General features: G+C 60.4%; 20 protein-coding genes. 18 read left to right on the plus strand and 2 right to left on the minus strand.

Annotated features, from left to right (window positions below; genetic code table 11):
* Window positions 1–2 precede the first annotated feature (2 nt).
* A complete protein-coding gene (locus TRM7557_RS14225) occupies window positions 3–1,274 on the minus strand; it encodes an MmgE/PrpD family protein (RefSeq protein WP_074941887.1) in 1,272 nt (423 codons plus the stop codon).
* Window positions 1,275–1,433: 159 nt separating this feature from the next.
* On the opposite strand from TRM7557_RS14225, the gene TRM7557_RS14230 reads away from it, so the two are divergent.
* The gene (locus tag TRM7557_RS14230) at window positions 1,434–2,642 is read left to right on the plus strand and encodes a DegT/DnrJ/EryC1/StrS family aminotransferase (RefSeq protein ID WP_058290892.1); all 1,209 of its coding nucleotides are present in this window, start codon (window positions 1,434–1,436) and stop codon (window positions 2,640–2,642) included.
* Between the two features lie 354 nt (window positions 2,643–2,996).
* Entirely contained in the window at window positions 2,997–4,157 is a 1,161-nt protein-coding gene (locus TRM7557_RS14235; protein ID WP_058290893.1) for an isovaleryl-CoA dehydrogenase, read from the plus strand.
* A gap of 59 nt (window positions 4,158–4,216) precedes the next feature.
* On the opposite strand, the gene TRM7557_RS14240 is transcribed toward TRM7557_RS14235, so the two are convergent.
* On the minus strand, window positions 4,217–4,846 hold the full coding sequence (locus TRM7557_RS14240; RefSeq protein WP_058290894.1) for an OmpW/AlkL family protein: 630 nt from the start codon (window positions 4,844–4,846) through the stop codon (window positions 4,217–4,219).
* 155 nt (window positions 4,847–5,001) lie between these two features.
* Between TRM7557_RS14240 and TRM7557_RS14245 the strand changes: the two genes are divergently transcribed.
* From TRM7557_RS14245 to TRM7557_RS14315, 16 genes are all read left to right on the plus strand, one after another.
* Window positions 5,002–6,558 (plus strand): AMP-binding protein, encoded by a 1,557-nt coding sequence (locus tag TRM7557_RS14245; RefSeq protein ID WP_058290895.1) that lies wholly within the window; start codon window positions 5,002–5,004, stop codon window positions 6,556–6,558.
* A 128-nt stretch (window positions 6,559–6,686) separates the two neighbouring features.
* On the plus strand, window positions 6,687–6,857 hold the full coding sequence (locus TRM7557_RS20075) for a hypothetical protein (RefSeq protein WP_165592465.1): 171 nt from the start codon (window positions 6,687–6,689) through the stop codon (window positions 6,855–6,857).
* Window positions 6,854–8,458: a carboxyl transferase domain-containing protein gene (locus TRM7557_RS14250; protein ID WP_058290896.1), complete on the plus strand. Its 1,605-nt coding sequence runs from the start codon at window positions 6,854–6,856 to the stop codon at window positions 8,456–8,458. Before TRM7557_RS20075 ends, TRM7557_RS14250 begins: the two co-directional genes overlap by 4 nt.
* An 81-nt stretch (window positions 8,459–8,539) precedes the next feature.
* The gene (locus TRM7557_RS14255) at window positions 8,540–10,474 is read left to right on the plus strand and encodes an acetyl/propionyl/methylcrotonyl-CoA carboxylase subunit alpha (RefSeq protein WP_058290897.1); all 1,935 of its coding nucleotides are present in this window, start codon (window positions 8,540–8,542) and stop codon (window positions 10,472–10,474) included.
* A 24-nt stretch (window positions 10,475–10,498) separates the two neighbouring features.
* Entirely contained in the window at window positions 10,499–11,350 is an 852-nt protein-coding gene (locus TRM7557_RS14260; protein WP_058290898.1) for a hydroxymethylglutaryl-CoA lyase, read from the plus strand.
* An 8-nt stretch (window positions 11,351–11,358) separates the two neighbouring features.
* Window positions 11,359–11,874, plus strand: a complete 516-nt coding sequence (locus TRM7557_RS14265) for a P-loop nucleotide/nucleoside kinase family protein (protein ID WP_074941888.1) — start codon at window positions 11,359–11,361, stop codon at window positions 11,872–11,874.
* A gap of 12 nt (window positions 11,875–11,886) precedes the next feature.
* Window positions 11,887–12,672, plus strand: coding sequence for a crotonase/enoyl-CoA hydratase family protein (locus tag TRM7557_RS14270; RefSeq protein WP_058290899.1), 786 nt, complete (start codon window positions 11,887–11,889; stop codon window positions 12,670–12,672).
* Between the two features lie 263 nt (window positions 12,673–12,935).
* Window positions 12,936–13,301 carry an NADH-quinone oxidoreductase subunit A gene (locus tag TRM7557_RS14275; protein ID WP_058290900.1) on the plus strand — a complete coding sequence of 122 codons (366 nt, stop codon included), beginning with the start codon at window positions 12,936–12,938 and terminating at the stop codon, window positions 13,299–13,301.
* Window positions 13,292–13,825, plus strand: a complete 534-nt coding sequence (locus TRM7557_RS14280) for a NuoB/complex I 20 kDa subunit family protein (protein ID WP_074941890.1) — start codon at window positions 13,292–13,294, stop codon at window positions 13,823–13,825. The genes TRM7557_RS14275 and TRM7557_RS14280 overlap by 10 nt, the downstream gene beginning before the upstream one ends.
* Window positions 13,826–13,844: 19 nt before the next feature.
* The gene (locus TRM7557_RS14285) at window positions 13,845–14,450 is read left to right on the plus strand and encodes an NADH-quinone oxidoreductase subunit C (RefSeq protein ID WP_058290902.1); all 606 of its coding nucleotides are present in this window, start codon (window positions 13,845–13,847) and stop codon (window positions 14,448–14,450) included.
* A complete protein-coding gene (locus tag TRM7557_RS14290; RefSeq protein WP_058291058.1) occupies window positions 14,450–15,661 on the plus strand; it encodes an NADH-quinone oxidoreductase subunit D in 1,212 nt (403 codons plus the stop codon). Before TRM7557_RS14285 ends, TRM7557_RS14290 begins: the two co-directional genes overlap by 1 nt.
* Before the next feature lie 85 nt (window positions 15,662–15,746).
* Window positions 15,747–16,967 (plus strand): NADH-quinone oxidoreductase subunit E, encoded by a 1,221-nt coding sequence (locus TRM7557_RS14295; protein WP_058290903.1) that lies wholly within the window; start codon window positions 15,747–15,749, stop codon window positions 16,965–16,967.
* A 45-nt stretch (window positions 16,968–17,012) separates the two neighbouring features.
* Window positions 17,013–17,231 (plus strand): DUF5337 domain-containing protein, encoded by a 219-nt coding sequence (locus TRM7557_RS14300; protein ID WP_058290904.1) that lies wholly within the window; start codon window positions 17,013–17,015, stop codon window positions 17,229–17,231.
* Window positions 17,232–17,243: 12 nt separating this feature from the next.
* Window positions 17,244–18,542 carry an NADH-quinone oxidoreductase subunit NuoF gene (gene nuoF / locus TRM7557_RS14305; protein ID WP_058290905.1) on the plus strand — a complete coding sequence of 433 codons (1,299 nt, stop codon included), beginning with the start codon at window positions 17,244–17,246 and terminating at the stop codon, window positions 18,540–18,542.
* 21 nt (window positions 18,543–18,563) lie between these two features.
* Window positions 18,564–18,914, plus strand: a complete 351-nt coding sequence (locus TRM7557_RS14310) for a hypothetical protein (protein WP_058290906.1) — start codon at window positions 18,564–18,566, stop codon at window positions 18,912–18,914.
* Window positions 18,915–19,009: 95 nt separating this feature from the next.
* Window positions 19,010–19,423: a DUF5333 domain-containing protein gene (locus TRM7557_RS14315; protein WP_058291059.1), complete on the plus strand. Its 414-nt coding sequence runs from the start codon at window positions 19,010–19,012 to the stop codon at window positions 19,421–19,423.
* The last annotated feature ends 1 nt before the right edge of the window (window position 19,424 follow it).

Raw genomic sequence — 19,424 nt, forward strand, 5'->3', positions numbered from 1 at the left:
CCCTAGATAGGGGCCGTGATCAGGTCAAAGAACACCGCAAGCCCGCTGTTTTCCAGACCGTCCACGGCGGCCTCAATGGCGGCAGCTCGGGGCGCACCCACCACAGGTACGGCGTATTGGTGGAACTTCTCGCGCAGCTCTGCAGGTGTCGGCGGGGCGGTGTGGTCCCAGCGGGGTTCCACATAGTCGCCTTCCAGCCTGCGCCCGTCCTTCAGAACCAGATCCACCTTGGCATAGCGGCGCAGGGGAAAGGCGGCATCGGCGTGGTCGCTTTCCCGCATCACCAAGGATCGTGACAGGCGCAGGATCTCGGGGTCAAACAGCGCATCATCGGCAATGTCGGCGGGCGTCACATCGCCGCGCACCAGGGCCACCGCGCAGGGGAAGGACGTGGAATACTGCGCTTCATCCGTGGCCTGCGGTTCGCGCATGGCAAGTCGGATGCTTTCGTGAAAGGTGGTGACCTCGATCCGCTCGACCTGATCCGAGGTGAGATCATGCGCGTGGCGATGGGCCAGAACCCCTTCGATTGGGGCCTGTGCCCAACGGCAGACGGGGTAGGGTTTGTAATATTGTTCCAGCGCATACCAGCGTTCGCCAAGATCCGCCCAGGCTTCAGGCACTTGTTCCACAATCAGGGCTGGGGCGCCGGTGAAACCGGCCTGTGCCAGCCCCACCGCCGAGGCTCCGGCCATCGCCCCCCATCCAGCGCCGTCTTTCAACATAGAGGGATGGTCGATCAACCGCATCATCTGGCTGCGCGGACCGTAGTATTCGGCGATCCCCACTGCGTGACGGGTCTGTGTGGGCGATAACCCGGCAAGCCGTGCCGCAACCCGCGCGCCTGCAACGGCGCCCCAACTGCCTGAAGTATGGTAATCTGGGGCGGTGCTGTGTTGCGCGATGGCCGCACGCGCGCCGAATTCATACCCGAGGATCAGAGCCTGCAAAAGCGCGTCCCCCGTGCTGCCCTGCTGATAAGCCGCCGCCAGCGCAACCGGCATCATCGGCGCGGCGATATGGCCTTTGGAGGGGTTGAACCCGTCGTGGGCATCCAGACTGTCGATGGTGATGCCAGCCGCCAGCGCAAATCCCGCTGGACTGGCTCTGCGGCCGTCAAACAGCATCGGCAGCGCGCCCGCGTGATTGGCATCGGCAAAATCGCAGATGATCTGCGCCGCTCTGCTTTGGCGTCCGGCAATGGCCACACCAAGGGTGTCGAGAAGAGAAAGCTTCACCTGTGCCCGCACGGCGTCGGGTGCAGAGGAAGGGATCTAGTCGAGAGAAGACATGTTCGGCATCGGGGAGGGGGGCTCCTATGGGGTTAGCCTAGGCGCATGGGGCGCGCCTTCTGTTCGTTTTGCGACATCTTGTGCCGCGCAAGTCGCGCTGGGCTCTTGACCGAAGGCGGGGCTCTGCGCAGAAGTGGCGATATGACAGAGAATTCCACCGAGATCTTCACCGGCAGTTTCACCCAGCAGGAGCCTATCCCAGAAGAGGCGATAGAGGCAGCCGTGGCCGTCATGCGCCATGGTCGCATTCACCGCTATAACCTCGCTGAAGGAGAGGCTGGTGAAACCGCTTTGCTGGAGCAGGAGTTCGCGGCGCAAGTGGGTGCGAAGTACTGCCTTGCAGTGGCCTCGGGCGGGTATGCGCTGGCCACATCGCTGCGCGCCGTGGGGGTGAAACCCGGTGATAAGGTTCTCACCAATGCCTTCACGCTGGCGCCTGTGCCTGGTGCGATTGCCTCGGTCGGGGCAGAGCCCATCTTTGTGGGTGTCACCAAAGCGTTGACCATTGATCTGGAGGATCTGCAGGCGAAATGCGCGGAGGCCAAGGTGCTGATGCTGAGCCACATGCGCGGCCACCTGTGCGATATGGATCGCCTGATGGAGATTTGCGACGCCGCAGGGGTCGTCGTGATCGAGGATTGTGCTCATACAATGGGTGCGGCCTGGAACGGCGTTCCATCGGGACGTCACGGATTGATCGGCTGTTATTCCTGCCAGACCTACAAACACGTGAATTCGGGTGAGGGCGGTTTGCTGATCACCGACGATGCGGAGGTCGCGGCGCGGGCAACCATGCTGTCTGGGTCTTATATGCTCTATGGTCGTCACCTGGCGGCCCCGGAGGCCGAGGTCTTCGAGCAGGTCAAATACGACACGCCCAATATCTCGGGGCGGATGGACAATTTGCGCGCGGCGCTGCTGCGCCCGCAATTGCGTGGTTTGGACGCGCAGGTGACGCGCTGGAACGACCGCTACCGGATGGTTGAGCAGGGGCTGGGCGATGTGCCCGGACTGACGCTGGTTCCGCGTCCAGCGGCAGAGACCTATGTGGGATCTTCCTTCCAGTTCCTGCTGTTGGATTGGACCGCCGAGGCAATTGACGCAGTGCTACAGCGCTGCGCTGCGCGGGGTGTCGAGATGAAGTGGTTCGGCGTGCCAGAGCCCGTCGCCTTTACCTCGCGCTATGACAGCTGGCGCTATGCCCCGGCGCAAAGTCTGCCAGAGAGTGACCGTATCCTCGCGGGGATCATCGACATGCGGATCCCGCTGACGTTTTCGATTGAGGACTATGCTTTGATTGCGCGGATCATTCGGTCAGAGGTCAGCGCAGTGTTTCAGGGCGCGGGCTGAGCGCGCTCGATTGAACACCTTAAGACGTGTTTGGCCTCTCTGTTCCGGCGGAGGGGCTTTTTCAATTAGGCAGGTCGGTAGAGGGCTTGCGCCCTGCTGCGCAGGTCGCCGGGGGGGGCAGGCCGCGCCTTCGGCGCGGCCTGCCTGACCTAAAGGGAGCGGATGCTTTTTTATAGCATGCGCGGCGTGGGCGAACCTTTGCCTTTTGTCTGGAGCACATCGCGTTGGCTGGGTGCAGTCCCCCCTCAATGGCGCATTTTTTTGGCAGCGGCCTTGACGAAGTGGGCTCTGTTCGGAGATAAATGAACAAGTGTTCATTAAATTGCGAGTCAGCACTTCTGGGAGGAGAGGCCGATGTTCACCAACAGCATGACGTTTGATCTGGGCGAAGACGTAAATGCCCTGCGCGATATGGTGCATCGCTGGGCGCAGGAGCGCGTAAAGCCGATGGCGCAGGAAGTAGATCAGACCAACCAGTTCCCGGCCGAGTTGTGGCAGGAAATGGGTGAGCTGGGCCTGCTTGGCATAACTGTGTCCGAGGAATACGGCGGCGCGGGCATGTCCTACCTTGCCCATACGGTTGCGATTGAAGAAATCGCGCGGGCCAGTGCGTCAGTGTCGCTGTCTTATGGCGCGCATTCGAACCTTTGCGTCAATCAGATCAAATTGAATGGAACAGCAGACCAAAAGGCCAAATACCTGCCACGGTTGATTTCCGGCGACCATGTGGGCGCGCTGGCCATGTCCGAGGCGGGCGCGGGGTCGGACGTCGTTTCGATGTCCCTGCGCGCGGAAAAGCGCAACGATCGCTTTGTTTTGAACGGCAATAAATATTGGATCACCAATGGGCCGGATGCGGACACGCTTGTGGTCTATGCCAAGAGCGACCCGGACGCGGGATCAAAGGGGATCACGGCCTTTCTGATCGAGAAAGAGATGAAAGGTTTCTCCACCTCCCAGCATTTCGACAAGCTGGGTATGCGCGGGTCCAACACGGCAGAGCTGGTGTTCGAGGACGTTGAGGTGCCGTTTGAAAACATACTCGGCGAGGAGGGGCGCGGCGTTGCGGTGCTGATGTCGGGGCTCGACTACGAACGTGTGGTTCTGGCCGGGATCGGCACCGGAATTATGGCCGCCTGTATGGACGAGATGATGCCCTATTTGAAAGAGCGCAAGCAGTTCGGCCAGCCGATTGGAAACTTCCAGCTGATGCAGGCGAAGATCGCGGATATGTACACCGCAATGAACACCGCGCGGGCCTATGTCTATGAGGTGGCGAAAGCCTGCGACAAAGGCACCGTGACACGTCAGGATGCGGCGGCATGTTGTCTCTATGCCTCCGAGGTTGCCATGACGCAGGCGCATCAGGCCGTGCAGGCCTTTGGCGGTGCGGGCTACCTGAGCGACAATCCAGTGGGGCGGATTTTCCGTGACGCAAAGCTGATGGAGATTGGCGCGGGCACCTCGGAAATCCGGCGGATGCTGATTGGCCGCGAACTGATAGGCCGCCAGTAAAACCAAAGGCCCCCGGCCGATGGGTCAGGGGCGCAATGTCTTGTGCAACCTTCAAAAGGTCAGAAGCGGTGGATGTAGCTTACGCCAACAGTGATGGGGTCGATTTCGGCGGTGCCAATATCAGCGCCGTTGAGCGAGGCATCGGTGTCGATATCCATGTAGCGGACGTTCACGCGCAGCGCGCCGTGGTCGGTGATCTGCCAGTCCGCTCCGAGGCTTGCAGCAAGACCAAAGCTGTCATCCAGTTCCAGCGTGCCCAAGGGGGTCTCTTCCTCGAAGAATGTGGTGTAGTTCACGCCAAGGCCCACGAAGGGAGTGAACTTGCCTTTGGTCGGGAAGTGATAGTTCACGCTCAGGGTCGGCGGCAGATGCTTGGTCGACCCGATATGCGACCCACCCAAGGCGATGTCGTGATCAAAGGGCGTCGCGGCCAGAAGCTCAATTCCGATGTTGTCGCGGATGAAGTACTCTGCCGTCAGGGAGACTGCGGTATCGCTGCCAATGGAGGCGTCCGCACCGGCCACAGTGCCGTTGTCGGATTTCGGGTTCACATTGATCACACCGGCGCCAAAGTGCCAGCTGCCCTGGCTGTAGAACGACGAGTCTGCCACAGCCGGGACGGCCAGCGTGGAAGCAAGAACAGCACCAACACCAAAGGCGGACACGCGAAGCTTGCGGAGGGTAGTCATGGGGATAATCCCTTCTGTTGTCGATATGCCCCGACACTAGGCCCCGCGTGCCGCACTTGCCCTGATGCAGATCAAGTTTTCGCGCGTTTAAGCGCTGAAATTAAAGAGAAAAACATAACTTCCAAAGTGATGTTTGCACCACGGAGGAGGGGGCTATGACCGCTGTGCAACCCCCGCCCGGTCTGGATGCCGCAGCGCGCTGGATTTTGCCCGCAGACCTCAATATGGCGCGTCAGGCGCTGGACCATGCGCCCGACAAGCTTGCGATCATTGATCTCAGCGCGGGGCCGCGACAGGACGTTACCTTTGGTCAGCTCCAAGAGATGGTCGATGGCCTTGCCCGCTATTTGCACACGCGGGTCGGCCCCGGTGATCGCGTCGGAGTGCTGTTGGGGCAGTCGCCGTGGTGCGCTGCCGCGCATCTTGCGATCTGGAAAATCGGTGCGATCTCAGTGCCGCTGTTCAAATTGTTCCAATATGACGCGCTTGCCAGTCGGATTGGCGATGCGGGTGTGACCTTGGTTTTGACCGACGAAGACGGGCGGACACAATTGGCGGATCTGGCAGAGGGGGCCCTCGCAGTCGAGGTCGGCCGCGAGGGCTCCCCCGTTCCCTTTGCAGAGACCACCGCAGAAACCCCGGCAATTCTGATCTATACATCAGGGACAACCGGCAAGCCAAAAGGGGCGCTGCACGGACATCGGGTTCTGACCGGTCATCTGCCCGGGGTGTGGATGAGCCACGACCACCTTGGGCAACCCGGCGATTGCCTGTGGACGCCTGCAGATTGGGCCTGGATTGGCGGACTGTTTGATGTCGCCATGCCGGGGCTGGCGCTGGGCGTGCCCGTGGTAGCCGCCCGGCTGGAAAAGTTTTCCTCAGATGCCTGCCTTGACGTGATCGCGCAGGGGGACGTGCGCAATGTGTTTTTTCCCCCCACCGCGCTGCGGATGCTGAAAGCAGAGCCGAGCTTTGCGCTCGGCTCTGCGGGGCAGGGGCTTCGTCTGTTGCGCTCTGTTGCCAGTGGCGGAGAGCCCCTGGGCGCAGAGATGCTCGCTTGGGGCCGGCAGGCGCTGGGTGTGACGATCAATGAATTCTACGGCCAGACCGAGTGCAATATGGTGGTCAGTTCTTGTGGGGCAGTGTTCCCGGTTCGACCGGGTGCAATTGGAAAGCCAGTTCCGGGGCATGACGTTGCGGTGATCGATGCGGCTGGCAATCCCACTGACGGAGAGGGCGATGTTGCGATCCGCCGGGGCTCGGCTGCCATGATGCTGGAATACTGGAACCGCCCGGACGCCACAGCCGAGAAATTTCGGGGTGACTGGCTGGTGACCGGAGATCGGGGTGTTTTGGAAGATGGCTATGTCCGGTTTCTGGGGCGCGAGGACGATGTCATTACATCTGGCGGTTATCGCATCGGCCCGGCTGAAATCGAAGATTGCCTGCTCACACATCCGGCCGTTGCCACGGTCGGCGTGGTGGGAAAACCAGACCCGTTGCGGACGGAAATAGTCAAAGCCTATGTGGTTTTGAAACCCGGCGTGGAAACATCTGGCGCCGAGCTGCAGGCCTATGTCAAAACGCGGCTCGCCAGCTATTCCTATCCGCGCGAGGTGGAGTTTCTGGACGCGCTGCCGATGACGGTCACCGGTAAGGTGATCCGCAAAGACCTCAAACGCCGCGCAGCAGCGGAAAGGGCCGGCGCGTGACACAGCCCCTGATTTCAAAGTTGACTACCCAGCAGCACCCGCAGTTGCGTGGGCGACAGGGCTTCTGGGACTCTCGCCTGTTGAGCCAGCCATGGTCTTGTACACTGCGGAGTAGGACTTGTCTTAGCGTGCAGCGTGAAGACACGCTGATGTGGGTGATCTGGCCTGCAATTGTGTTCAACTGCAGCGAGCTGTTCTTACACCAACCGTTCTGGGGGCTGCCGTTGTTTGGGGTTGCCGGACTCATTGCCCATGGCGCGCTTTGCCGGGCCATATTTTACGTGGAGGAAATTCAGTGAAACTCACATCCAAGGCTATGCCCTCCTCGGAAGCGTTCAAACAGAACCGCACCGCGCATCTCGAGGCTTTGGCAGAGGTCTCGGCCGCTGCTGAAGCCGCGCGTCTGGGCGGTGGAGAGGCGTCGCGTGCCCGTCACGAAAGTCGCGGCAAAATGCTGCCGCGCAGGCGGGTGGCGAACCTGTTGGATCCAGGGTCCCCTTTTCTTGAGGTTGGCGCAACCGCAGCCCATGGCCTCTATGATGGGGCGGCGCCCTGTGCAGGCGTGGTTGCTGGAATTGGTCGGGTCGAAGGCCAGGACGTCATGGTCGTCTGCAATGACGCCACCGTGAAAGGCGGCACCTATTATCCGATGACGGTCAAAAAGCACCTCCGCGCCCAGGAAATCGCCGAGGAAAACAACCTCCCCTGTATCTATCTGGTCGACAGCGGTGGGGCGAACCTGCCCAATCAGGACGAAGTCTTCCCGGATCGCGATCACTTTGGCCGGATCTTCTACAATCAGGCGCGCATGTCGGCCAAGGGCATTGCCCAGATCGCGGTGGTCATGGGGTCCTGCACAGCAGGTGGCGCCTATGTGCCGGCGATGTCGGATGTGACCATCATCGTGAAGGATCAGGGCACCATCTTTCTGGCAGGCCCTCCGTTGGTGAAGGCCGCCACAGGCGAAGTTGTCTCGACCGAGGATCTGGGCGGCGGCGACGTGCACACACGCCTGTCCGGCGTGGCGGATTATCTGGCCGAAGACGACGCCCATGCGCTGGCGCTGGCGCGGCGCGCGGTCCGCCACCTGAACCGCCGCAAACCGCAAACCGTGGATTGGCAGAGTGCGGAAGACCCGGCTTATGACCCCGAAGAGATCCTCGGCGTGGTGCCTGCCGACCTGCGCACGCCTTATGACATTCGCGAGGTGATCGCGCGGCTGGTGGATGGCTCTCGTTTTGACGAGTTCAAAGCCCGTTATGGCGAAACATTGGTCACCGGCTTTGCCCATGTAAAAGGCTGCCCTGTGGGGATCATTGCCAACAATGGCGTATTGTTTTCTGAGGCCGCCCAAAAAGGCGCACATTTCATAGAACTCTGCTCGCAGCGCAAAACCCCGCTGGTGTTCCTGCAGAACATCACCGGTTTCATGGTGGGGCGCAAATACGAAAACGAAGGCATTGCGCGCCATGGGGCCAAGATGGTGACCGCGGTGGCGTCGACGAATGTGCCCAAGATCACCATGCTGGTCGGCGGCTCTTTCGGGGCAGGCAACTACGGCATGGCCGGGCGCGCCTATAGTCCACGGTTCCTGTGGAGCTGGCCGAACTCCCGGATCTCCGTGATGGGCGGCGAACAGGCAGCGGGTGTGCTTGCGACCGTGAAACGGGATGCCATTGAACGCAAAGGTGGCAGCTGGTCGGCGCAGGAAGAAGCCGCTTTCAAACAGCCCACAATCGATATGTTCGAAGCACAAAGCCACCCGCTCTATGCCTCGGCGCGGCTTTGGGATGACGGCATTATCGATCCGCGCAAAAGCCGCGATGTGCTGTCGCTGTCGCTGTCTGCGGCACTCAATGCCCCCATCGAAGAGACACACTTTGGCCTGTTCCGGATGTGATGGTTTTCATCTTTTTCCAAATATCCCGGGGGTCCGGGGGCTGGCCCCCGGTGTGCACCCTTTTCAAGAAGGACAACCCAAATGTTTGAGAAAATCCTGATAGCCAACCGCGGTGAGATTGCCTGCCGTGTCATGGAAACGGCGCGCGCTTTGGGCGTAAGAACCGTCGCGGTCTATTCGGACGCGGATGCGGCCTCAAAACACGTGGCGCTTGCGGATGAGGCTGTGCACATCGGTGGCGCGGCCCCGCAGACCTCTTATCTGCTGGGCGACCGGATCATTGGGGCCGCGCAGGCCGCCGGGGCGCAAGCGATCCACCCGGGCTATGGGTTTCTTTCGGAAAACCCTGATTTTGTTGAGGCCGTGGAAGAGGCAGGTCTTATCTTCATTGGCCCTTCTGCATCCGCCATCCGATCGATGGGGCTGAAAGACGCCGCCAAAGCGCTGATGGAAAAAGCAGGCGTGCCGGTTGTTCCTGGGTATCACGGCGACAACCAAAACCCCGCGTTTCTGGCCGCCAAGGCCAAGGAGATCACCTATCCGGTCCTGATCAAAGCCGTTGCCGGTGGCGGTGGCAAGGGCATGCGGCTGGTCGAACAACCCGAGGATTTCGCGGATGCGCTGGTCAGCGCACAGGGCGAGGCAACCACGGCTTTTGGCAACCCTGATGTTCTGATCGAAAAATACATCCAAAAGCCACGTCATATTGAGGTGCAGGTCTTTGGTGACGGCAAAACCGCCGTGCATCTGTTCGAGCGCGACTGTTCTCTGCAGCGCCGACACCAAAAGGTGATCGAGGAAGCGCCAGCCCCCGGCATGACGGCTGAAATGCGGGCGGCCATGGGGCAGGCCGCCGTGCGCGCGGCCGAAGCGATTGGCTACAAAGGCGCGGGTACGGTTGAATTCATCGTGGATGGCTCGGACGGGCTGCGACCAGATGGGTTCTGGTTCATGGAGATGAACACCCGCCTGCAGGTCGAACATCCGGTGACCGAAGCCATCACGGGCGTCGATCTGGTGGAATGGCAGCTGCGGGTTGCCGCGGGCGAAACCCTGCCAATGCGGCAAGAAGACCTGACCATTTCCGGCCATGCCTTTGAGGCGCGGCTTTATGCCGAAGATGTGCCCAAAGGGTTCTTGCCCGCGACCGGCACACTGACCCATCTGACCTTCCCCGACAATGTGCGGGCTGACAGCGGTGTGCGGGCGGGGGACACCATCAGCCCTTGGTATGATCCGATGATCTCCAAGGTGATCACACACGGTCCGACGCGGGCCGCCGCCCTGTCGCAGCTGGCGCGCGCTTTGGAGCAGACACGGGTTGCCGGCACCACCACCAACCTCGGCTTTCTCGGCGCTTTGGCGCGGCACAAAGGGTTTGCCGCAGGAGAAGTCGACACAGGTCTGATTGCGCGGGATCTCGAAACTCTTGTGCAAACACCAGAGGTCACACCCGCTGCCCGTATTGCAGCAGCGCAGGTCGCATTGGATCTGCAGCAGGCCGCTGACAGTGAGTTTGGCTTCTCCCTCTGGGCGCCGCTGCAGCGGTCCGTGCATCTGGAGTTGGAAGGGAACGCCTTTGAGGCCACCGTCGCCGTAGACGGGGCAGATCGACAGATCTGGACGCTGGACGGGGCAGAGCATCTTGTATCGCGTCAGGCGGGGCATTGGTTGCTGGCGGGGCAACGTCTGCCGGACTGCCTGCGGGCAGGCGAGGTGATAACCGTGTTCAGCCCCTTTGGCGTCAGCTTTACCCTACTTGATCCGCTGGATCGCGCGGTCAGTGCGGGTGGGGATGCAGCCCTTATTGAGGCGCCGATGCCGGGTTTGGTCAAAGCCATTTTCGCCGAACCAGGGGCCGAGGTGCGCGAAGGCGACCGCCTCGCTGTGCTGGAGGCGATGAAAATGGAACATGCGCTTCTGGCTGCGCGTGACGGCATCGTTGCGGAAATCCTTGCGGCAGCCGGCGATCAGGTGGAAGCTGGTGCGGCGCTGGTGCGGCTGGAGGAGGCCTGAGGCGCATCTTCAGGGAGGAAGAACATGAGCGAACGCGTTGAGATTTTCGAAGTGGGCCCGCGCGACGGCCTGCAGAACGAAAAGCGGGACATTCCTGTGGCCGAGAAGGTGGCGCTGGTCGACTGCCTCAGCCGGGCGGGGTTTTCGCGGATCGAGGTTGCGAGTTTTGTCTCTCCCAAATGGGTGCCGCAAATGGCAGGCAGCGGCGGGGTTCTGGCGGGGATTACCAAGGCCAAGGGCGTGCGCTATGCGGCGCTGACTCCAAACATGCAGGGCTATGAGGCCGCGCTGGGCGCGCGGGCAGATGAGATTGCGATTTTTGCGTCGGCCTCGGAAGCGTTTTCCAAAGCCAATGTGAATGCGACCATCGCGGAAAGTCTCGAACGGTTTGCACCTATTCTGGAGGCCGCGCGCCATATTGACCTGCCGGTGCGGGGCTATGTCTCCTGCGTGACCGACTGCCCCTTTGAGGGCGCGGTTGCCCCTGAGCAGGTGGCCAAGGTCGCCGACCAGCTGTTTGCGATGGGGTGCTATGAGATCTCGCTTGGCGACACGATCGGACAGGGGAGGCCGGACAGCATTGCCAAGATGTTGCTCGCGGTGAAGGAGCATGTGCCTGTGACACGGATTGCGGGCCACTACCACGACACCGCTGGACGGGCGATTGACAATATCGATGCCTCGCTGGCGCTGGGCGTGCGGGTGTTTGATGCCTCGGTCGGCGGGCTGGGCGGTTGCCCCTATGCGCCGGGCGCGGCGGGCAATGTCGCCACGGAGGCGGTCGAGGCGCATCTGGCGCGGCTGGGGTATGAAACCGGTCTGGACGCTGCAGTTCTGGCTAAGGCCGCTGCCATGGCCAAGGCCATGCGGTCCTGACGAGAGGGATGGGTGTGGCGGTTCTGATCTGTTTTTCTGGTCTGCCAGCAGTTGGAAAGTCGACCGTAGCGCGGTTGCTGTCGGAGAAGACCGGAGCGATCAGGCTCAGGCTGGATGAGATCGAGGCTGCCATGCGGCTGTCCCATATGAAGTATGAAGACCTGGCTGATGGCGGATACGCGGCTGCACAGGTGATGGCAAAATCTGCGCTCGCGCAGGGCCACAGTGTGATTGCGGATTGCGTCAACCCGATTGCCCTGACGCGGGCCGGGTGGCAGGCCGCCTCCCATGCGGTTGGTGCAGCACATCTGGATGTGGAGTTGACCTGTTCCGATACCCAGTTGCACCGCGTCCGGGCAGAGACCCGCGATACGGATCTGGAAGACGTGGCAATGCCGGGCTGGGATGTGATCCGTCTCCGCCAGTATGAGCCGTTTGAAACGGCGGACCTGCGTCTGGACACCTGCGCTTTGTCGCCCGAGGGGGCTGTGCAGGCCATGCTCGAACTTCTCGAAACACTCTGAAAGGTACAGCTGATGTTTAACACGCTCCTTCTGTCTAAGGATGATCGCGGTGTCGCTACGCTAACCCTGAACCGGCCGGACAAGCACAACGCCATGTCCGGCGAAATGCTTCTAGAGTTGCAGGCGGCCGCGCGGCAGCTGGCAGAGGACAAGAGTATTCGGGTGGTGGTGCTGGCGGCCAACGGTAAGAGCTTTTGTGCCGGTGGCGACCTGGCCTGGATGCAGGCACAGATGGCCGCCGACGGCGAAACCCGCGCCCGAGAGGCTCGGGTACTGGCCGAGATGCTGGGAATGCTGAATACCCTGCCCAAACCGTTGATTGGCGCCCTGCAGGGCAATGCCTTTGGCGGCGGGGTGGGGGTGGCGTCGGTCTGCGATGTGGCCATTGGTGTGGACCATCTGAAAATGGGCCTGACCGAAACGAAACTGGGCCTGATCCCGGCCACTATTGGCCCCTATGTCATTGCCCGCATGGGCGAAGCCCGCGCGCGGCGCGTGTTTATGTCGGCGCGGCTCTTTGACGCGGCGGAAGCGGTCGATCTGGGTCTGCTGGCGCGCGCGGTGCCGTCCGACTCACTTGCGGATGCGGTGGAGGCAGAAGTGGCCCCCTATCTGGCCTGTGCGCCGGGGGCTGTGGCCTCTGCCAAGGCTTTGGCCCGCACATTGGGGCCGAAAATCGACAAAACTGTTGTTGATTTGTCGATTTCCGCGCTTGTCACCCAATGGGAAACGGCGGAAGCAAAAGAAGGTGTTTCAGCGTTTTTTGAAAAACGCCGCCCGGCATGGCGCGCGGAATAGACAGCTGAGGCGGTCAAATTTGCCTCTTTCCTATGCAAAATTGCGCCCCGCTTGCGGAAGAGCTTAATCTGCGTGAAACCTGATGGGAATAATGGGTTATTAAACCCTTGTGGCTTTGATGCAGGGGCTTGCCGGGAAAGACCCGTGCATTAACTTTGCCTTGGTTGACGGGTAGCTAGCAGCGGTTTAAGACCGGCCCAAGTCAACACGCCAATTGACGGCGCCTGAGCAGAATGTGCCGGGTGCGCGGAAAGGAGCCACTCGTGGAAGAGATGTTGCGGGAATACCTCCCGATCCTCGTGTTTTTGGCCGTAGCTATCGGTCTCGGTCTTGTTCTAGTACTTGCAGCGGTCATTATTGCGGTCCGCAACCCCGATCCCGAAAAGGTCAGCGCCTACGAATGTGGCTTCAATGCCTTCGATGATGCGCGGATGAAATTTGATGTCCGGTTTTATCTGGTGTCGATTCTCTTCATCATTTTCGACCTTGAGATCGCTTTTCTGTTTCCCTGGGCCGTCGGCTTTAAGGACATTAGCGACATCGGTTTCTGGTCGATGATGGTTTTCCTGGGCGTGCTTACCATTGGCTTTGCCTATGAATGGAAGAAGGGGGCCCTGGAATGGGAGTGATGACCGGAGCCAACACCGCAGGCGTCGACAAAGAAGTCGTGACCCAAGCGATCAATGCTGAACTGCAGGACAAGGGTTTCCTGCTGACCTCGGCCGAAGACATCATCAATTGGGCCCGCACCGGCTCCCTGCACTGGATGACCTTTGGTCTGGCCTGCTGCGCGGTTGAGATGATGCACACCTCTATGCCGCGTTATGACGCGGAACGTTTCGGCATCGCCCCGCGCGCCTCTCCGCGTCAGTCTGACGTGATGATTGTGGCCGGCACGCTGACCAACAAGATGGCACCCGCGCTGCGCAAGGTCTACGACCAGATGCCCGAGCCGCGCTATGTGATCTCCATGGGCTCCTGTGCCAATGGCGGCGGCTATTACCACTATTCCTACTCGGTTGTGCGTGGCTGTGACCGCATTGTGCCCGTAGACGTCTATGTGCCCGGCTGCCCGCCGACGGCCGAGGCGCTGCTTTACGGTCTGATGCAGCTGCAACGCAAAATCCGCCGCACCGGCACCCTGGTGCGCTGAGCCTTTAGGGGAGAAAGACATGAGCGAAGCCCTCAAAGAACTTGGCGCCCTGATCGAGGCCAAGCGCCCCGATTGCGTGCTGTCCTGGGATGTGACCCACGGCGAACTGAACCTCGATGTGGCAGCTGCCAATATCGCAGGTCTGGTGGAATTTCTGACCAATGACAGCAACTGCCGCTTCTCCACCTTGGTGGATATCACCGCCGTCGACTATCCCGAGCGGGTGAAGCGCTTTGACGTCGTCTACCATTTCCTGTCGATGTACCAGAACCAGCGCATCCGCCTGCGGGTTGCGGTGCGCGACGATGAAATGTTGCCTTCGATTGCAGAGGTGCACCCCTCGGCCAATTGGTTCGAGCGTGAAGTCTTTGACATGTTTGGCATCCTGTTCACCGGCCACCCGGACCTGCGCCGCCTGCTGACGGACTATGGCTTTCGCGGCCACCCGCTGCGCAAGGATTTCCCGACCACCGGTTACACCGAAGTTCGTTATGACGAAGCCGAAAAGCGCGTGGTATACGAGCCGGTGAAGCTGGTTCAGGAATACCGCCAGTTCGATTTCATGAGCCCCTGGGAAGGTGCGGAATACATCCTTCCGGGTGACGAGAAGGAGGCTGCAAAATGATGGACGGCTCCAAATTCGACGACGCCCAGACGGGCGAACAGAAAATCCGTAACTTCAACATCAACTTCGGCCCGCAGCACCCTGCGGCACACGGGGTGCTTCGTCTGGTGCTGGAACTGGATGGCGAGATCGTGGAACGCTGCGACCCGCACATCGGTCTTCTGCACCGTGGCACCGAAAAGCTGATGGAAAGCCGCACTTACCTGCAGAACCTGCCGTATTTCGACCGCCTCGACTACGTGGCGCCGATGAACCAGGAGCATGCATGGTGTCTGGCGATTGAAAAACTGACCGGTGTTGAAGTGCCGCGCCGTGGCCAGCTGATCCGGGTTCTCTACTCGGAAATCGGCCGCATTCTGAACCACCTGCTGAACGTGACCACGCAGGCGATGGACGTCGGCGCGCTGACCCCGCCGCTCTGGGGCTTTGAAGAACGCGAAAAGCTGATGATCTTCTACGAACGGGCTTGCGGTGCGCGTCTTCACGCGGCCTACTTCCGTCCGGGTGGGGTGCATCAGGATCTGCCCGACGCGCTCTTGGATGATATCGAAGAATGGGCGATTGAATTCCCCAATGTTCTTGCGGACATCGATGGTCTGCTGACGGAAAACCGCATCTTCAAACAGCGCAACTGCGACATTGGTGTGATCACCGAAGATGACATTCTGAAGTATGGCTTCTCGGGTGTCATGGTGCGCGGGTCCGGCATGGCCTGGGACCTGCGTCGTGCGCAGCCCTATGAATGCTATGATGAGTTCGACTTCCAGATCCCCGTTGGCAAAAACGGCGACTGCTATGACCGCTACCTCTGCCGTATGGAAGAGATGCGCCAGTCGCTGTCGATCATCCGTCAGGCCATCCACAAGCTGCGCGAAGCCACCGGCGACGTGATGGCCCGGGGCAAGCTGTCCCCGCCGAAACGCGGCGATATGAAAACCTCGATGGAGAGCCTGATCCACCACTTCAAGCTCTATACCGAAGGCTTCCACGTTCCCGAGGGCGAGGTCTATGCCGCGGTCGAGGCCCCAAAGGGCGAGTTTGGCGTTTATCTGGTGGCAGATGGCTCCAATAAACCCTACCGCGCCAAGCTGCGCGCGCCGGGCTTCTTGCACTTGCAGGCCATGGACCATGTGGCCAAAGGCCACCAGCTGGCCGACGTCGCCGCCATTATCGGCACCATGGACATCGTATTCGGGGAGATCGACCGGTAATGCGCCAGACCGCCTGCTTTCATCTTTTTAAAAATATCCCCGCCGGAGGCATCCGCCGGGGCAACCGCCACGGACAGGTGATCTGATGCTGCGTCGTCTCCACTCAGAACAACCCGACAGCTTTGCCTTCACGCCTGCGAACCAGGCCTGGGCCGAAGCGCAAATGACAAAATTCCCCGAAGGTCGTCAGGCCTCGGCTGTGATCCCGCTGTTGTGGCGCGCGCAGGAACAGGAAGGCTGGGTCTCCAAGCCCGCGATTGAATATATCGCGGAAATGCTGGACATGGCCTATATTCGCGTTCTGGAAGTGGCCTCTTTCTACTTCATGTTCCAGCTGCAACCCACCGGTTCTGTGGCGCATGTGCAGATCTGCGGCACCACCTCCTGCATGATCTGCGGCGCGGAAGATCTGGTTGCGATCTGCAAGGAAAAGATCAACCCGAAACCCTTTGAGCTTTCTGCCGATGGCAAGTTCACCTGGGAAGAGGTCGAGTGCCTTGGCTCTTGCACGAACGCGCCGATGGCGCAGATCGGCAAGGATTACTACGAGGATCTGACCGCTGAAGGCTTTTCTAAGATGCTGGATGATATGGCGGCTGGCAAAGCGGTTGTGCCGGGCCCGCAGAATGGTCGCTATGCGGCCGAGCCAAAGTCCGGCCTGACCTCGCTGACCGAATATGAAGCGGGCAAGCCGCAATACAATGCATCCGCCGAACTGGCGACCACCATCGGTGATGGTGTGAAGCGTATTCAAGGTGATGAGGTCCCGCTGCTGACCCCGTGGATTGGCAAGGATGGGACCGTCGCAGGGCGTGTCGCAGCAGATCCGACACCGGCTGCACCGGCGGCACCGAAGCCCGCCGTAAAACAGGCGGCTGAGGCCAAGAAAGACACCAAGAAGGCGGAAAAGCCGGCAAAGGCTGACACGCCTGCAAAGGCCGACGCCGAGACGCCTGCTAAGGCTGCGAAAAAAACAGAGGCCAAAGATGCCATGGCCGAGGCCACCTGGGTGCAGGAAGAAAAGCCTGTAACGCTGGACGGCCCGCGTGACGGCAAGGCGGATGATCTGAAGATGCTCAAGGGCGTTGGCCCCAAGTTGGAGCAGACCCTGCACGAGCTGGGCTTTTTCCACTTTGATCAGGTTGCTGCCTGGACCGAGGCCGAAGTGGCCTGGGTTGACACGCGCCTGAAATTCAAAGGCCGCATCGAACGCGACAACTGGATCGAGCAGGCCAAGAAACTGGCCGCAGGCGAAGAGACGGATTTTGCCAAAAAGGCAAAGAAGTCTGGCCTTTACGACGAATAAACCGCTCCGCCCTCACAAAGGGCGGGCACAACAGAATTGGACCACATGAGCTCAGAACGAGATCAGGCGTTTGCCCGAAAGGGCCGGATCACCGCGCTGGTGATCGCAGCAGGTGGGATCGCCGCCATGCTGGCCCCTTGGATCGTTCAGGTTCTTGGCCTCGAACCCCGCTTTGAGATGCTGATCTATTTCAGCGCGCTGGCGGCTTTTGTTTGGGCCATGGTCAATATTTTTCAACTCTGGCGCATGCGTCAGGACAGCTGAAGGTAGGCAGACATGCTGAAGGACCAGGACCGGATCTTTACCAACCTATACGGCATGCACGAGCGCACGCTGGCGGGCGCTCAGAAGCGTGGTCATTGGGATGGAACCGCAGGCCTTATTGAAAAGGGTCGCGACTGGATCATCCAGACCATGAAAGACAGTGGCCTGCGCGGACGCGGTGGCGCGGGCTTCCCGACCGGTCTGAAGTGGTCCTTCATGCCGAAGGAAAGCGACGGTCGCCCGGCCTATCTGGTCATCAACGCCGATGAATCCGAGCCCGGCACCTGCAAAGACCGCGAGATCATGCGCCATGATCCGCACACGCTGATCGAAGGCGCGCTGATCGCGAGCTTCGCGATGAATGCGCACACTTGCTACATCTACTTGCGCGGCGAATACATCCGCGAGCGCGAGGCGCTGCAGGCCGCGATTGACGAATGTTATGACAAGGGTCTCTTGGGCAAGAACGCTGCGGGGTCGGGTTGGGATTTCGACGTCTTCCTGCACCACGGGGCTGGGGCCTATATCTGCGGGGAAGAAACCGCGCTGATCGAAAGCCTCGAGGGCAAAAAAGGCATGCCGCGCATGAAGCCGCCGTTTCCGGCGGGCGCGGGTCTTTATGGCTGCCCGACCACAGTGAACAATGTGGAATCCATTGCTGTTGTGCCGACGATCCTGCGTCGCGGCGCCGAATGGTTTGCAGGCTTTGGCCGCCCCAACAATGCGGGCACCAAACTGTTTGCGATCTCGGGCCACGTCAACAACCCCTGTGTTGTCGAAGAAGCGATGTCCATCAGCTTTGAAGAACTCATCGAAAAACACTGCGGTGGCATTCGCGGCGGCTGGGACAACCTGCTGGCGGTGATCCCCGGTGGATCGTCTGTGCCTTGTGTGCGCGGCGAGAAAATGAAAGACGCGATCATGGACTTTGATTACCTGCGCGGCGAGCTGGGCTCTGGCCTCGGCACGGCAGCAGTCATTGTCATGGACAAACAGACCGACATTATCAAAGCGATCTGGCGTCTGTCCAAATTCTACAAACATGAAAGCTGTGGCCAATGTACGCCGTGTCGCGAAGGCACAGGCTGGATGATGCGTGTCATGGATCGTCTGGTCAAAGGCGAGGCAGAGCTGGAAGAAATCGACATGCTGTGGGACGTCACCAAACAGGTCGAAGGCCACACCATCTGTGCATTGGGCGATGCGGCGGCTTGGCCGATCCAGGGTCTGATCCGCAACTTCCGCGAAGAAATCGAAGACCGCATTAAAGCGCAGAAATCGGGCCGCATGGGCGCGATGGCTGCGGAATAAAAGACAACGGGACGGGACGTGATGAAACTGGGGACGGTCATATTGCTGGCAGCGACGGCGCTTGGGATAAGCGCCTGTGCAAGCGTGAATGAGACACGTTTTCCGGCCTATGATGGTGTGCATTTCCGTGTGACCGCCAAGGCCGAAAGCCGTCGTGGCAACCGGGCACCGTTTCAGGTGCATGTGGACCGTGCTGCGCGGTCGACCCAAGGGGCGCTGGAAGCGGCGCATCACGCGTCTACACGCTATTGCATCGCAAACTTTGGCAGCTCTCGCTTTGACTGGACCAATGTTCAGACCGACGCAGAGGGCCTTGCGGTTCTGCCCTTGGTGAAGGGCGACGCTGTGATCAAAGGGATCTGCAAAACGTGATCCAATCCGCCGCATATCCCGGGAAAATGGCGCTGCTATTGCATAGCAGCGCCCTGAACGCCTTTGGTTTTCTGTCGAAAACCAAAGGAGGTTCCATGACCCGATTTATTGCGGCTGCGGTGCTCGCAGTGTTCACCCCTCTGTCCGGCTTGACCGCTGAGGAGGCAAAGCCTTCGCTGCGGGATGTGGCGGCGATTGAAAACCCGCTGTTTGCGGTGGCTGTGGCCCAGGAAGTGGCGGAGCAATGCGACACGATCGCCGCGCGCACCTTCAAGGGCCTGCGGCTTTTGTATTCGCTGCGGTCCACGGCCAATGGCCTTGGCTACAGCGACCGGGAAATCCGGGCGTATATCGATAGCGACCAGGAAAAGGCCCGTATGCGCGCCAAGGGCGAACGGCTCTTGCGGCAAAACGGCGTGAACCTGGACGATCCAGAAACTTTCTGTGCGTATGGTCGCGCGGAAATCCAGAAAAACAGCGCGATCGGCGTATTACTGAGGGCGAAATAGA

Origin of the sequence: Tritonibacter multivorans, from assembly GCF_001458415.1 — a bacterium.
GTDB classification, from domain to species: domain Bacteria; phylum Pseudomonadota; class Alphaproteobacteria; order Rhodobacterales; family Rhodobacteraceae; genus Epibacterium; species Epibacterium multivorans.